General features: G+C 61.0%; 16 protein-coding genes. 4 read left to right on the plus strand and 12 right to left on the minus strand.

What is annotated here, in order from left to right:
• Positions 1–77 precede the first annotated feature (77 nt).
• A complete protein-coding gene (gene yjgA / locus RVY79_RS07570) occupies positions 78–596 on the minus strand; it encodes a ribosome biogenesis factor YjgA (RefSeq protein ID WP_317463490.1) in 519 nt (172 codons plus the stop codon).
• Between the two features lie 109 nt (positions 597–705).
• Here yjgA and pmbA point away from each other — a divergent pair, with 109 nt between their 5' ends.
• Positions 706–2,046, plus strand: coding sequence for a metalloprotease PmbA (pmbA, locus tag RVY79_RS07575; protein ID WP_317463491.1), 1,341 nt, complete (start codon positions 706–708; stop codon positions 2,044–2,046).
• A 73-nt stretch (positions 2,047–2,119) separates the two neighbouring features.
• Here the strand turns inward: pmbA and mgtE are convergent, their stop codons facing one another.
• The 11 genes from mgtE to RVY79_RS07630 form a co-directional block, all read right to left on the minus strand.
• Positions 2,120–3,472, minus strand: coding sequence for a magnesium transporter (gene mgtE, locus RVY79_RS07580; RefSeq protein WP_317463492.1), 1,353 nt, complete (start codon positions 3,470–3,472; stop codon positions 2,120–2,122).
• A gap of 82 nt (positions 3,473–3,554) precedes the next feature.
• Positions 3,555–3,824 (minus strand): HPr family phosphocarrier protein, encoded by a 270-nt coding sequence (locus tag RVY79_RS07585; RefSeq protein WP_317463493.1) that lies wholly within the window; start codon positions 3,822–3,824, stop codon positions 3,555–3,557.
• Positions 3,811–4,707 (minus strand): RNase adapter RapZ, encoded by an 897-nt coding sequence (gene rapZ / locus RVY79_RS07590; RefSeq protein WP_317463494.1) that lies wholly within the window; start codon positions 4,705–4,707, stop codon positions 3,811–3,813. The genes RVY79_RS07585 and rapZ overlap by 14 nt, the downstream gene beginning before the upstream one ends.
• 41 nt (positions 4,708–4,748) lie before the next feature.
• Positions 4,749–5,225 carry a PTS IIA-like nitrogen regulatory protein PtsN gene (gene ptsN, locus RVY79_RS07595; RefSeq protein ID WP_317463495.1) on the minus strand — a complete coding sequence of 159 codons (477 nt, stop codon included), beginning with the start codon at positions 5,223–5,225 and terminating at the stop codon, positions 4,749–4,751.
• 6 nt (positions 5,226–5,231) lie between these two features.
• Positions 5,232–5,540 carry a ribosome hibernation-promoting factor, HPF/YfiA family gene (hpf, locus tag RVY79_RS07600; RefSeq protein WP_317463496.1) on the minus strand — a complete coding sequence of 103 codons (309 nt, stop codon included), beginning with the start codon at positions 5,538–5,540 and terminating at the stop codon, positions 5,232–5,234.
• 136 nt (positions 5,541–5,676) lie between these two features.
• Positions 5,677–7,110: an RNA polymerase factor sigma-54 gene (locus RVY79_RS07605; RefSeq protein ID WP_317463497.1), complete on the minus strand. Its 1,434-nt coding sequence runs from the start codon at positions 7,108–7,110 to the stop codon at positions 5,677–5,679.
• Between the two features lie 124 nt (positions 7,111–7,234).
• Complete coding sequence (lptB, locus tag RVY79_RS07610) at positions 7,235–7,960, minus strand: LPS export ABC transporter ATP-binding protein (RefSeq protein ID WP_317463498.1); 726 nt, start codon at positions 7,958–7,960, stop codon at positions 7,235–7,237.
• A 45-nt stretch (positions 7,961–8,005) separates the two neighbouring features.
• A complete protein-coding gene (gene lptA, locus RVY79_RS07615) occupies positions 8,006–8,530 on the minus strand; it encodes a lipopolysaccharide transport periplasmic protein LptA (protein WP_317463499.1) in 525 nt (174 codons plus the stop codon).
• Positions 8,527–9,114, minus strand: a complete 588-nt coding sequence (lptC, locus tag RVY79_RS07620) for an LPS export ABC transporter periplasmic protein LptC (protein WP_317463500.1) — start codon at positions 9,112–9,114, stop codon at positions 8,527–8,529. Before lptC ends, lptA begins: the two co-directional genes overlap by 4 nt.
• Positions 9,115–9,122: 8 nt before the next feature.
• Positions 9,123–9,665, minus strand: coding sequence for a KdsC family phosphatase (locus RVY79_RS07625; protein ID WP_317463501.1), 543 nt, complete (start codon positions 9,663–9,665; stop codon positions 9,123–9,125).
• A 9-nt stretch (positions 9,666–9,674) separates the two neighbouring features.
• Positions 9,675–10,655, minus strand: coding sequence for a KpsF/GutQ family sugar-phosphate isomerase (locus RVY79_RS07630; protein ID WP_317463502.1), 981 nt, complete (start codon positions 10,653–10,655; stop codon positions 9,675–9,677).
• A 144-nt stretch (positions 10,656–10,799) separates the two neighbouring features.
• Between RVY79_RS07630 and RVY79_RS07635 the strand changes: the two genes are divergently transcribed.
• From RVY79_RS07635 to mlaD, 3 genes are read left to right on the plus strand one after another with little or no spacing between them, the layout of a single operon-like run.
• A complete protein-coding gene (locus RVY79_RS07635) occupies positions 10,800–11,651 on the plus strand; it encodes an ATP-binding cassette domain-containing protein (protein WP_411161709.1) in 852 nt (283 codons plus the stop codon).
• The gene (gene mlaE / locus RVY79_RS07640) at positions 11,648–12,430 is read left to right on the plus strand and encodes a lipid asymmetry maintenance ABC transporter permease subunit MlaE (protein WP_317463504.1); all 783 of its coding nucleotides are present in this window, start codon (positions 11,648–11,650) and stop codon (positions 12,428–12,430) included. Before RVY79_RS07635 ends, mlaE begins: the two co-directional genes overlap by 4 nt.
• Positions 12,427–12,891 (plus strand): outer membrane lipid asymmetry maintenance protein MlaD, encoded by a 465-nt coding sequence (gene mlaD / locus RVY79_RS07645; protein ID WP_317463505.1) that lies wholly within the window; start codon positions 12,427–12,429, stop codon positions 12,889–12,891. Before mlaE ends, mlaD begins: the two co-directional genes overlap by 4 nt.
• The last annotated feature ends 10 nt before the right edge of the window (positions 12,892–12,901 follow it).

Here is a 12,901-nt window from a genome sequence, read left to right on the forward strand (position 1 = left end):
GGCGGGAAGCTGGAAGAAAATTCCTGGCTTCGAGCTTCGAGCTTCGAGCTTCGAGCGGCGAAGCCGTGTCTTTTGGCTTAGAGGCCAGCAGTGTCGCGAATCAGTTTGAACAATTTGCGGGCGCTCGTCGGCGGTTTTTCGCGCTGACGCTCGCTCTTGGCGTTGCGGATGAGTTGCCGCAGCGTCTGACGATCGACCTCGGGATGTTCAGCGATGAAGGCCTCCAGCGCATCGGTGCTGTCGTCCTCGATGAGCCGATCGCGCCAGCGCTCGAGACGATGAAAGGCGTTATCGCGGTGTAAGCTCTCTTGCTCGATGGCGTCGAAGGTGGCCTGGATGGCCGCAAGGTCTTCGCGGCGCATGACCTTGCCCACATATTGCATGTGGCGACGACGGCCTTCGTGGGAGCGGATGCGCGAGGTTTCCTCGACCGCGAAGCGCATGTCGTCGGAGAGCGGCAGGCGCGCGCGTTCGGCATCGCTCATGGCGATGATGCGTTCGCCCAGTGCCTGCAAGGCTTTCATTTCGTTCTTGCGCTGGGTTTTGCTGGGACGTCCTGCTTCTTCGTCTTGCGGGTCAGGGAGGTCGATCGACATTGCATTACCAATATGCTTCGGGGGTGACCGTGCAGTATATCAGGCTTCCTCGACAATCCTACCGAGCCCTTGAGCAGTGTCTCGGGCCTTATGAGTACAGGAGTAGACCATGAGCCAGGCCTTCGATGCCGTAGAGCAGCAAGCACGCTTGGAGGCGCGCGTCGCGCAGGCCTTGGAATTGGCCAAGCGCTTGGGCGCCGATGCGTGTGAGGTGGGCGCCAGCGTGGACCAGGGAATCGAGGTCGGTGTACGCCTGGGTGACGTGGAAAACGTCGAATTATCGCGTGATCAGGGGATTGCGGTGACCGTCTATGTCGGGCAGCGCAAAGGCAGTGTGTCGACGTCCGACGCCAGCGATGAATCTCTGCGTGCGGTGGTCGAGAAAGCGCTGGATATTGCGCGCTATACCGCAGAGGATCCGGCTTCTGGTTTGGCCGACGCGGCGCTGATGGCGACGGAATTGCCCGATCTTGGCGTTCATCACCCCTGGCCGTTGAGCACCGATGACGCTATTGAGCTAGCGCTTGCCTGCGAGTCTGCGGGTCGTGGAGTCGAAGGTATCGTCAATTCCGAGGGGGCGAATCTGTCGAGTGGTGAAGGCGTGCGCGTCTACGGTAATAGCCATGGGTTCCTGGGTAGCCAGCGGGGGAGTCACCATTCGTTGTCGTGCATGCTGATCGCAGGTCAAGGGGCGGACATGCAGCGCGATTACGACTATACCTCGGTGCGCAATCCGGCGGACTTGCAGTCGCCCGAGTCAGTGGGACGGCGTGCTGCCGAGAAGACTCTGGCCCGGTTGGGGGCCACCTCACCGGCGACGGGGCGGATGCCGGTGCTTTTTGCGCCCGAGCTTGCCGGTGGGCTGGTGGGCAGTTTCATGGGCGCCATCGCTGGGGGGGCCCTGTATCGCGAGGCATCGTTCCTGTGTGACCGCCTGGGAGAGACTGTCTTCCCCGAATGGTTTTCCCTACGCGAGCAGCCACGCGAATATGGTGCCATGGCGAGCACGGCCTTCGATAACGACGGTGTCGCTACGCGCGATAATGTGTTCATCGATCAGGGGCATCTGGCGCGTTACATGCTCTCGACGTACAGTGCGCGACGCCTGGGGATGACCACGACCGGCAATGCTGGCGGAGCGCGCAACCTGCGTATCGACGCGCCCTTGGCCTCGCGGGATGAATTGCTTGCGCGGATGGGGCGTGGCGTACTCGTGACCGAATTGATGGGTCAGGGCGTCAATGGCGTGACTGGCGATTATTCGCGTGGTGCATCGGGGTTCTGGGTTGAAGATGGCAAGATTCAGCACCCCGTCGAGGAATTCACAATTGCCGGCAACTTGCGCGATATGTTCGCCAATCTCCAGGGCGTGGGCAGCGATACCGATACGCGAGGCAGTGTGCATACCGGGAGCTGGTTGATCGATGACATGACGGTGGCGGGCGAGTAAAGCGCTTGGCGACGCGGGGTCTCGGCGCCGCGTCGTGAATTGTCTCATGTGATGGCGCGGCGCTCGTCGCGCCTCAATAAAATGCGGCGGCCAGTCCCAGAAACGCGACGAAGCCGACGACATCGGTGATGGTCGTCAGTAACACACCGCCCGAGAGGGCCGGATCGATCTTCAGGCGTTTGAGTAGCACGGGAATCACGGTGCCGGCCAGCGCGGCGACGGTCAGATTGATGACCATCGCCAAGGCGATGATACCGCCGAGTTTGTAGTCGTCGAAGCGCACGATAGCAACCAGCGCCACGATCACGGCCCATAGCACACCGTTCATCATCCCCGAGAGCATTTCGCGGACCAGCAGCCACTGCACGTTAGCGCCACCGACGTGTCCCAGGGCGATCCCACGAATCAGCACCGTCAGCGTCTGCGACCCGGCGATACCCCCCATGCTGGAGACGATGGGCATCAACACGGCCAGTGCGGTGATTTGCTGGATGGTCGATTCGAAGAGGCCGATAGCGAACGACACGATGGTTGCCGCGATCAGATTGATGCCCAGCCATACGGCACGTCGACGCCCGGTGCGCCACGCCGGCGCGAAGGTGTCCTCGTCCTCGTCGAGGCCGGCCATGCTCATGACCTGGTGCTCGGCGTCCTCGCGAATGACGTCGACGACGTCGTCGATGGTGATGCGGCCCAGCAGGGCGCCGTCGGTGCTCACCACCGGCGCCGAGATCAGGTCGAATTTCTCGAACAGGCTGGCGACATCAGTATCCGCGGCCGTGGCCTGCACTGAGGCAAAATCGGTGTTCATGACCTCGCGGACCAAAATCGAGGGGTCGGACACCAACAGCAAATTGAGCGGTAGCGTGCCGATCAGTTCATCGCGGCGAGTGACGACGAGCAGTGTATCGGTAGAGTCGGGCAGTTTCTCGTGTCGGCGTAGATAACGCAGCACCACGTCCAGAGTAATATCCGGACGAATGGTGATGGTGTCGGTGTTCATCAAGCCGCCCGCGGTGTCCTCGGGATAGGACAGCACGGTCTCGATGCGCTGGCGCTCCTGCGCCTCCATGGCTTGCAGGACTTCGTGAATGACCGTGTTGGGCAAGCGTTGTAGCAAGTCGGCGAGGTCATCGACGTCGAGCCCTTCGGTCGCCGAGACGAGCTGCTCGGCATCCATGCGGCTCAGGAACTCGCTCTGGATATCGTCGCCCAGATATTGCAGTACCTCGCCTTGCAGGTCGGGCTCGACCAGTTCCCAGAGGACATTGCGCTCACGTGGTGGTGTCGACTCGAGCAGATGAGCGACATCGACCGGGGCCAGGCCGCGATTGAGCATGCGGCGCGCCTGGTCCAACGCACCGCTTTCCAGGGCGTCGCTGAGCCGATCCAGACGAGGTTGCAGTTGCTTATGATTGGGGCTCATGAGGAATCGGCATCCTTTGTCGATTCTAAAGCGAGGCGCTATGTTAACATCGCTTCGGGCTGGCACGAACACTGTTCGCTAATCAGGCATCTTCCTCGAAGCGTGACTCGAACAAGGCGGTGAGGGCCTCGAGTACTTCATCGGCATCGTCGCCCTCTGCTTGAATGTCGAGCTCGGTCCCGCAGGGAGCCGCCAGCATGAGAAGCGACATGATATTGGCGGCGTCTGCTTCACGTTGGCCATGGAAGACGTGTACACGCGACGAGTAAGACTGGCAGCACTGCACTAGCTTGGTGGCGGCGCGTGCGTGGAGGCCACGCTTGTTGATGAGTTGCAGCTTACGTTGCGGCATCGCCATTCTCCGGCAGCGCCGCTTGTACCCCTAGTTCGCGATGGCGCAGGCGCACCCCATTCATTTGCGTCGCGAAATGCCGAGCCAGCCCTTCGACCAGATAGACCGAACGATGCTGGCCGCCGGTGCAGCCGATGGCGACGGTCAAGTAGCTGCGATTGGTGGCCACATAGGCGGGCAGCCAACGTTCCAGCCATTGGCGGATGTCGTCGAGCATCGCGCCGACGTCGGGATAGGCTTCGAGAAACGCGACGATTTGCGAATCACGCCCATCGAAACTGCGCAACTGAGGGTCCCAGTAGGGATTGGGCAAGCAGCGAGCATCGAAGACCATGTCGGCATCCAGCGGGACACCGCGTTTGTAGCCGAATGACTCGAACGTCAATGTTAGATGTCGGCCGCTGTGACGGGCCACCTGCTCGGCGATACGGCCCCGCAACTCATGGACCGAGAGATTGGAGGTGTCGATGACCAGATCGGCGATATCGCGAATTGACGAGAGATACGCCTGCTCCTGCTCAATGGCCTCGGCAAGAGTCATTTCACTGGTACGCGTCAGCGGGTGACGACGGCGCGTTGCTGAGTATCGCTCCAGCAATATGCGCGAATCGGCGGTCAGATAGACGACTTGGCACTGGATGCCTCGGGCGCGAATCTCTTCGAGCAGCACTGGAAAGCGCCGCAGGGCGTCGGGAAGGTTACGTGCGTCGATACTTACCGCGATGTGCGTGCGCGACGGCGGACCTTCACGCAGTTCATCGATCAGAGGTGCCATGAGACTGGCCGGCAGGTTGTCGATCGCGTAGTAACCGAGATCCTCGAGTGCCTGCAGGGCAATCGATTTGCCGGAGCCAGAACGGCCGCTGATGATCACGAGCTGCATGGGCGCCCCTTGTGTTGCGCGAGTATCAGTTTACGCGGGTGTCAGTTTGCGCTGGTATCGTGCTGTCGGATGGCTTCGATCAGAGTGTCGTAAAGCTGCCGTTGGGTCTGCGCCTGGCGTAGCCGGGTGCGGATGGCGCTATCGTTCATGATGGCGGCGACCTGGGCGAGCAACGACAAGTGTGCATCGTCGGCTTCTTCCGGCACCAGCAGGACGAATATCAAATCGACGGGATCGCCATCGGTGGCATCGAAGTCGATGGGCTCCTGCAGGCGGAGAAAGCCGGCGATCGGCTCCTTGCAGTGCGGATTGCGCGCATGCGGAATGGCGACACCATTGCCGATGCCCGTGCTGCCTAGCCGTTCTCGACCGATAAGACGCCCGAAGACTTCCTGGCTATCGAGGCTGGGTGCGTTCTGTGCGATGAAGGTGCTGAAAAACTCCAGCACACGCTTTTTGCTCCCCCCGGCGACGCCGAAGAGTGCGCGCTCGGGGGGTAGGATGCTTTCCAATGTCATGGCGGATTAACGGGCACCGGCGCCCTGAGCGCGTGCCTGCACCTTTTCCTTGTGTTTGACGAGTTGGCGATCGAGTTTGTCGGTTAAGGCGTCGATAGCGGCGTACATGTCGTCGCTTTGAGCATCGGCGTGAAGATCCGCACCCGCGGCATGAAGCGTGCATGCGGCCAAGTGACGTTCTTTCTCGATGGATAACGTGACTTGGACGGTAGTGATGTTGTCGTAATGGCGTTCCAGACGCGCGAGCTTTTCATTGACGTAGTCGCGTAGAGCATCGGTCAGTTCGATGTGATGACCGGTGATATTGGCTTGCATGGCACGCTCCTATTCCATCGGTTGGCTCTTCGATTGTAACCCTTTTTAGAGCGCTGCATAGCCCTGAGCAGGCGTTGGCTGACAAAGGTCGCGGCGAGTCTACGCAGCGTGGTAAGTGCGTGCAACTCGCCCTCCATCAGGCGAGTCGTTTGCGCTCACTGGAAGAAGGAATGCCCATCGCTTCACGGTACTTGGCGACGGTGCGTCGTGCGACCTGAATCCCGTCCTGGGCCAGCAGGTCGACGAGCTTGCTGTCGGATAGAGGCTTGCGTGGCGGCTCGTCACCGATCAATTTTTTCAGCCGCGCGCGGATTGCCGTGCTGGAATGAGCATCGGTTTCGCCTTGACCACCGACGTGGCTGGAAAAGAAGTATTTAAGCTCCAGGACGCCACGTGGGGTATGAATGAATTTCTGCGTGGTCACGCGGGAGATGGTCGATTCATGCATATCCACTGCGCTGGCGATATCGGCCAGGATCAGTGGTTTCATTGCTTCCTCGCCGTGTTCCAGGAAATCGAGCTGGCGCGCCATGATCTCCCGTCCCACGCGCAGCAAGGTGTCGTTACGGCTCGAGAGGCTCTTGAGCAACCATTTGGCTTCCTGCAGATGTTGCTTGAGAAAGGTATTGTCATCGCTCTTGTCGGCGCGCTTGATGAGCGCGGCGTAATCCGGCTGGATGCGTACCCGGGGGAGCGCCTCGGGATTGAGCTCGATGCGCCAGTCCTGTCGAACGCGGCGTGCGATCAGGTCGGGGATGACATAGTCGTTGCTGCTGTCCTCGAAGGCGAGGCCGGGCCGTGGATCGAGCGTGCGAACCAGCGCGATGACATGATCGAGTTCCTCCTCGTCGAGGCGCAGGCGCCGCTTGAGCAACTTGCGATCGTTGCCGGCCAGTGCCTCGAGGAACTGGCGTACCAGGCGTTTGGCCTGGGTCAGCAGCGGCATGTCCTCGGGTAGAGCACCGAGCTGCAACAATAGGCACTCGCGCAGATCGCGGGCACCGACACCGGTGGGATCGAACTGCTGCACGCGCATCATGACGTGTTCGACATCGCTGGTCTTGAGCCCGGAAAGGCCTTGGCCGCGAAGGCCCTCGACCAGTTCGTCGAGAGAGAGGGTGAGATAGCCGTCGGCACCCACGGCATCGATCAGGCTCTCGGCGATATCGCGGTCTTGCGGTGTCATGTCGGCCATGGCGAGTTGCCAAGCCAGGTGGTCATGCAGGCTGGTATGCGCGGTATTGCGCTCTATGTCGGGTCCTTCCTCGCTACTACCGCCTCCGCCCGTCAGCGAGGAGCCGGCATCTTGATAGGTGTCGCTCCATTCGCTATCCAGCGACAGGCTCTCAGGGATGTCGTCCGTCCAGTCATCCTCCTGCTGGGATTCGCTGACCTCGCGTTCGTCGAAGTTCTCTTCGAGTTCCAGCATGGGGTTGGAGTCGAGCGCTTGCTGAATCTCCTGGCGCAAGTCCAGCGTCGAGAGTTGCAAGAGCTGGATGGCTTGCTGTAATTGAGGCGTCATCGTCAGCTGGGTGCCGACGCGAAGCTGCAGCGTAGGTTTCATGGACATGGAGAATCGGTCGTCGCTTCCTGAAACGGTGCCCGTACGTTATCCCGCGACGACGTCACTTGCAAGAACGGAAGCAACAATCGTGCCATTTATATAAGCGCAGGGCGGTTCCAGTAGCTTGCGCTTACAGTCGGAACTCATGGCCGAGATAGACGTCGCGTACTTTCTGGTTGGCGAGGATGGCGTCGGCATGCCCCTCGGCGATGATCTGTCCGTCGCCGACGATATAGGCGTTATCACAGATATCCAGGGTTTCGCGGACGTTGTGGTCGGTGATCAAGACGCCGATATCACGATCGCGGAGTTGGCGAATGATGCTCTTTATCTCGCCGACGGAAATCGGATCAACCCCGGCAAAGGGTTCGTCGAGCAAGATGAAAGCGGGTTCGGTGGCCAGGGCGCGGGCGATCTCGACGCGACGGCGCTCCCCTCCGGACAGGCTCATGCCGGGGTTGTCACGGATGTGGGTGACATGGAACTCCTCGAGGAGGCGTTCGAGTTGCGCTTTGCGCGCGGCCTTGTCGAGATCGCGGCGTGTTTCGAGAATCGCCATGATGTTGTCGGCGACCGAGAGCTTGCGAAAGATCGATGCCTCTTGGGGAAGATAGCCGATGCCGGCGCGGGCGCGTTCGTGCATGGCGGCGTGGGACAGGTTGCGCTCGTCGATATGCACGCTGCCGGCGTCGGCACCGACCAGTCCGACAATCATGTAGAACGAGGTGGTCTTGCCGGCGCCATTGGGGCCGAGCAGACCGACGATGCTGCCCTGGCGTATGGTCAGGCTGATGTCATGCACCACGCGGCGGCCCTTGTAGCTCTTGGCGAGGTTGGCGGCGCTCAGGGTCTTCATGGGTGTCGGATCCTGCCTGGCTTGGATGAAGGAGTCACGGATATATCACTCGCTGTCGCGGGGCGTCAGCGTCATGCGTACGCGTTGATCGCCCTTGCCGTCATTGTCGGAGCGGGCGTGTACCTCTTGGCGGTCGAGAAAATATTCGACATAGGCGCCATTGAAGGTATCCCCGGCCTGGTGAAGTTCGGCATGATCAATGAGCTCCACACGCCGCTCAGCGGCATGATAAATCACAGTATCGCCCCAGCCTTTGGCCACGGGTTCGTCGGGAGCGGGTTTTTGTTCGAGATAGGCGCGTTCGCCATCGCTACCATGGGCGGTGACCGTGGAAACCTCGCCCTGCGCGTTGCGTTGAATTTCTACGCGTGCGGCCGTCAATTGCATGCTGCCTTGTTGCATATCGACATCGCCGGTGTAGACAGCAGTGCCAGCCTTGTCGTCGAGATCCAGTTGGTCAGCGGCGATCTCGATGGGCTGGCTGGCATCGCTTTCCAGTGCGAGCGCCGTGTGACTGGCGAGTCCCAGTGCGGCGCAGACCAGTGCCGTCTTCAATGGTCGTGTCATCATGATTCGTCCTCGGCAAGCTGTGGGTGGTGACCTCGCACATCACCGCTCAGACGCGCTTGATCAGTGTCGATCCAGGCATCGAAGCGATTGCCGCGCACGCGTTGCTCATGCTGCCGCAACACGGCCTCGGTGTCACTCCAGGCGTGGCCAGTGCTGGACTTGTAATGCAGCACGTCGGTGTTGAGACGCCAGCCCTGCTCGGGTTGTACGAGCTGGGCATGGCCGGTCAGGGTGAGCAGGTCGCGTTGCGGCCCGAGGCGCCCCTTATCGCCCGAAATATTCCATTGACGGCCTGCCGCGTCACGTATTGTAGCTTTCGGTGAAGTGGCGCGAATGACATCGTCGGCGGGAGTGTGCACGAGACGCGGCGATTTAAGCGTCTGGTGGGCAATACCTTGCTCGTTGAAGCGCGTCATGGTGACGCCCTCGAGGTAATAATCCGGCTCACCGGCGGAGTCGCTGGGGACGGGGCCGGGCGAAGAAGTGTTACGTTGTTCGACGATAGCCAAACCGATGCCGAGTATGACGAGGATCAGCAACAGTGCGATGCGCGTCCATTTACGAGAAGACAAGAAAGTCGGCATGGTCCTGTTCACTCTAGATCGTCAAGGTACGGTGCCAGGCTGGCGTCCCAGTGTCCCTGGCAGCTCAGCAAGGCATCACAGATTTCGCGTACCGCGCCTTGACCACCCGGGCGCGACGGAATCCAGTCGGCGTGCTCGCGCACATAGTCCGGTGCATTGCTCACGCTCAGGCCGAGCCCTGCGGCGCGAATAGCGGTCAGGTCCGGCAAGTCGTCGCCGCAGTAGGCGACTGACTTCATCGGTAGAGCGAGCTGTTCACATAGGGCTTGAAGCGCCACCAGTTTATCCTCCCGCCCTTGCTGGACATAGGCGATATCCAGTGCCTCGGCCCGTCGGCTGACCATGGACGATTCGCGCCCGGTGATCAACGCGACGACGACGCCGCTTTGCTGCAGCAGCTTGATGCCGAGGCCGTCGAGAATGTTGAAACACTTGGTTTCCTGACCATCGCTTTGAAAGTGCAGCGTGCCATCGGTGAGTACACCATCCACGTCCAGCGCCAGTAAGCGGATGCCTCGTGCCTTGGCACGCCAGTCGGCGGAATGCGTCATAGGGGCTCCTCAAATGACGCCGCTGGCCAGTAGGTCGTGCATATGCAGCGCCCCGACCGGGCGGCCTTCGTCGTCGACCACGGCGAGTGCCGTGATGCGGTTATCTTCCATGATCTTGACGGCCTCGGCGGCGAGCAGCTCCGGCCGGATGGTTTTACCGCCATGGGTCATGACGTCATCGACACACAAGCTGCGCAGGTCATCATGGCGGTCGAGAGTGCGCCGCAGGTCACCATCGGTGTAGATGCCGGCCAGATGACCGGCCTCATCGATTACGCAGGTGAAGCCTAGGCCCTGGCGGGTGATTTCCAGCAAGGCGTCGCGTAGTGGACTGCCCAGCGCGACGCGGGGCAGGCGCTCGCCGTGATGCATGAGGTCTTCGACCCTGAGCAGCAGGCGTCGCCCTAGGCTACCGCCGGGATGCGACAGGGCAAAATCTTCTGCGGTGAAACCGCGTGCTTCGAGCAACGCCACTGCCAAGGCATCGCCCATGGCTAGCGCGGCGGTCGTCGAGGTAGTCGGCGCGAGGTCAAGCGGGCAGGCCTCGCGGGCCACGGCGGTGTCCAGGTGCGCTTCGGCGTGGCGTGCCAGGCTCGAGCCAGGGCGCCCGGTCATGCTGACTAGAGGAGTTCCCATGCGCTTGAGAAGTGGTAGCAGTGCCGTGACTTCGGCGGTTTCGCCCGAGTTGGAGAGGGCCAGGACGACGTCACGGGGTGTGATCATGCCCATGTCGCCGTGGCTGGCCTCGCCGGGATGGACGAAAAAGGACGGTGTACCGGTGCTGGCCAGGGTTGCGGCGATCTTGCGGGCGACATGCCCGGATTTGCCCATGCCGGTGACGACGACGCGCCCTTCGCAGTTCAGAAATAGCCGGCAGGCATGGTCGAAGCCCTCGTCGAGGCGGTCGATCAATGCCGCGATGGCTTGTGATTCGAGTGTCAGCGTGCGTCGCGCGCTGGCTCGATAATCTTGCTCGGTAACAGTGTTCATGATGGTGATTGTTGCCCTTCGCGGCCTTGGGCTCAAGCTTCGCCGGTCTCGGGAGAGCAGCGAGCGAATTGGGGCGCTCATTAAACGCACTCGGCGAGAGTGTTGCAAGGCGAGGCTGGCGGTGATCGCCAGAGTTAGGATACGATGTTCGATAATTATCGAGACGTGGATGAGCCTTACGTGACTGACACGACCCTGGTCGATGTCGAGGGGTTGCATTTCTCGCGGGGTGAGAATGACATCTTTCGTGGCGTCGACCTGAGTATTCCCAAAGGCAAGATTACTGCGGTCATGGGCCCCAGTGGTACGGGCAAGACCACGCTGCTCAAGTTGATCGGTGGTCAGTTGGTGCCGGATGCCGGGCGTGTGTGCATCGCCGGTGAGGATGTGCATCGCCTGTCCCGCCGTGCGTTGTTTCGCATGCGGCGGCGCATGGGTATGTTGTTCCAAAGTGGCGCGCTTTTTTCGGATTTGAACGTTTTCGAGAATGTGGCGTTTCCGCTGCGCGTGCATACCGACCTGCCGGAAACCATGGTGCGGGATATCGTGCTGATGAAGCTGCAGGCGGTGGGCTTGCGCGGGGCGCGCAATCTGTCGCCGGCGGAGCTTTCCGGTGGTATGGCCAGGCGGGTGGCGCTGGCGCGCGCCGTGGCGCTCGATCCCGAATTGGTGCTTTACGACGAGCCGTTCGTGGGCCAGGACCCGATTTCTAAGGGCGTGCTGGTAGAGCTGATCAAGACGGTCAATCAAGCCTTGGGGCTGACGGCAGTCATCGTGTCGCATGATATCAAAGAGACGCTATCCATCGCGGATTACGTGTATATCATCGCCGACGGCCAGGTCATGGCGCATGGCACGCCGCAGACGCTGGACGTCAATCGCGACGCGCGCGTCAAGCAATTCGTGCATGGCGAGCCCGATGGCCCGGTGCCGTTTCATTATCCGGCGCCCGATTTTTATCGCGATATTCTGGCCACCAGAGGAGAGGGTCCATGATCCGGTCTATTATGTCGCTCGGCCGGGGAACGCTCGAGGCGTTGAGTGCGTTGGGCCGGGCGGCGGTGTTTTTGGCGCAGTCGGTGCTGGCCGTTCCATCGCGCGAGGGATGGCACCTGTGGCTGCGACAAATGCATTTCATCGGCGTCATGTCGCTGGCGATCGTGCTGGTGTCGGGGCTTTTCATCGGCATGGTGCTGGGCTTGCAGGGGTTCACGATTCTGGTCGGCTTCGGTGCGGAGGATGCGCTCGGACAAATGGTGGCACTGTCGCTGTTGCGTGAGCTGGGGCCGGTGGTAACGGCTTTGTTGTTTGCGGGGCGTGCCGGTTCGGCGCTGACGGCCGAGATCGGGCTTATGAAAGCGACCGAGCAATTGACCAGCATGGAAATGATCGGGGTTGATCCGCTACGGCGTATCGTGGCACCGCGCCTATGGGCGGGATTTGTCTCGATGCCGCTGTTGACCGTGGGCTTCAGTGTAGTGGGCATCTGGGGCGGTTATCTGGTCGGCGTCCAGTGGTTAGGCGTGTTTGACGGCTCCTATTGGAGCAACATGCAGAGTAACGTCGCGTTCGTCGACGATATTCTCAACGGCATGCTCAAGAGTGTGGTGTTTGGCCTCGTGGTCACCTGGATCGCGGTGTTTCAGGGCTATGATTTGATCCCCACGTCGGAAGGTATCTCGCGGGCCACGACCCGTACGGTGGTCTATTCCTCCCTGGCGGTGCTCGGACTCGATTTCGTGCTGACCGCGCTGATGTTTGGAGAACTTGGATGAAGCGCAGCAAGATGATGGAGTTCGGCGTGGGACTGTTCGTCCTGGCCGGCATTCTGGGCATGGTCTTTCTCGGCTTGCGAGTCAGCGGCCTCAGCTTTGGCATGCCGCAAGATACGTTCACCCTGCAGGCCAATTTTTCCAACATAGGTGGGCTCAAGTCGGGCTCTAGGGTGGCCATGGCGGGCGTGACCGTCGGGCGGGTCAGTGATATCACGCTCGACACCAAATGGCTCGATGCCCAGGTCACCATGGAGGTCGATGAGAGTCTCGAGGGCAAGATCCCGCGCGATAGCACGGCAGCGATTCTGACCTCCGGCTTGCTCGGGGAGCAGTATGTCGGCCTGAGCGTAGGGGGCGCCCCCGAAATGCTCGAGGATGGCGACACTATTCGCGATACACAGCAGGCGCTCGTGCTGGAAGAATTGATTCAACAGTTCGTGTCGAACATGTCAGGCAATTGAGCCAAGGAGA

The sequence above is a fragment of the Chromohalobacter sp. HP20-39 genome, assembly GCF_033052815.1.
Taxonomy (GTDB): Bacteria; Pseudomonadota; Gammaproteobacteria; order Pseudomonadales; family Halomonadaceae; genus Chromohalobacter.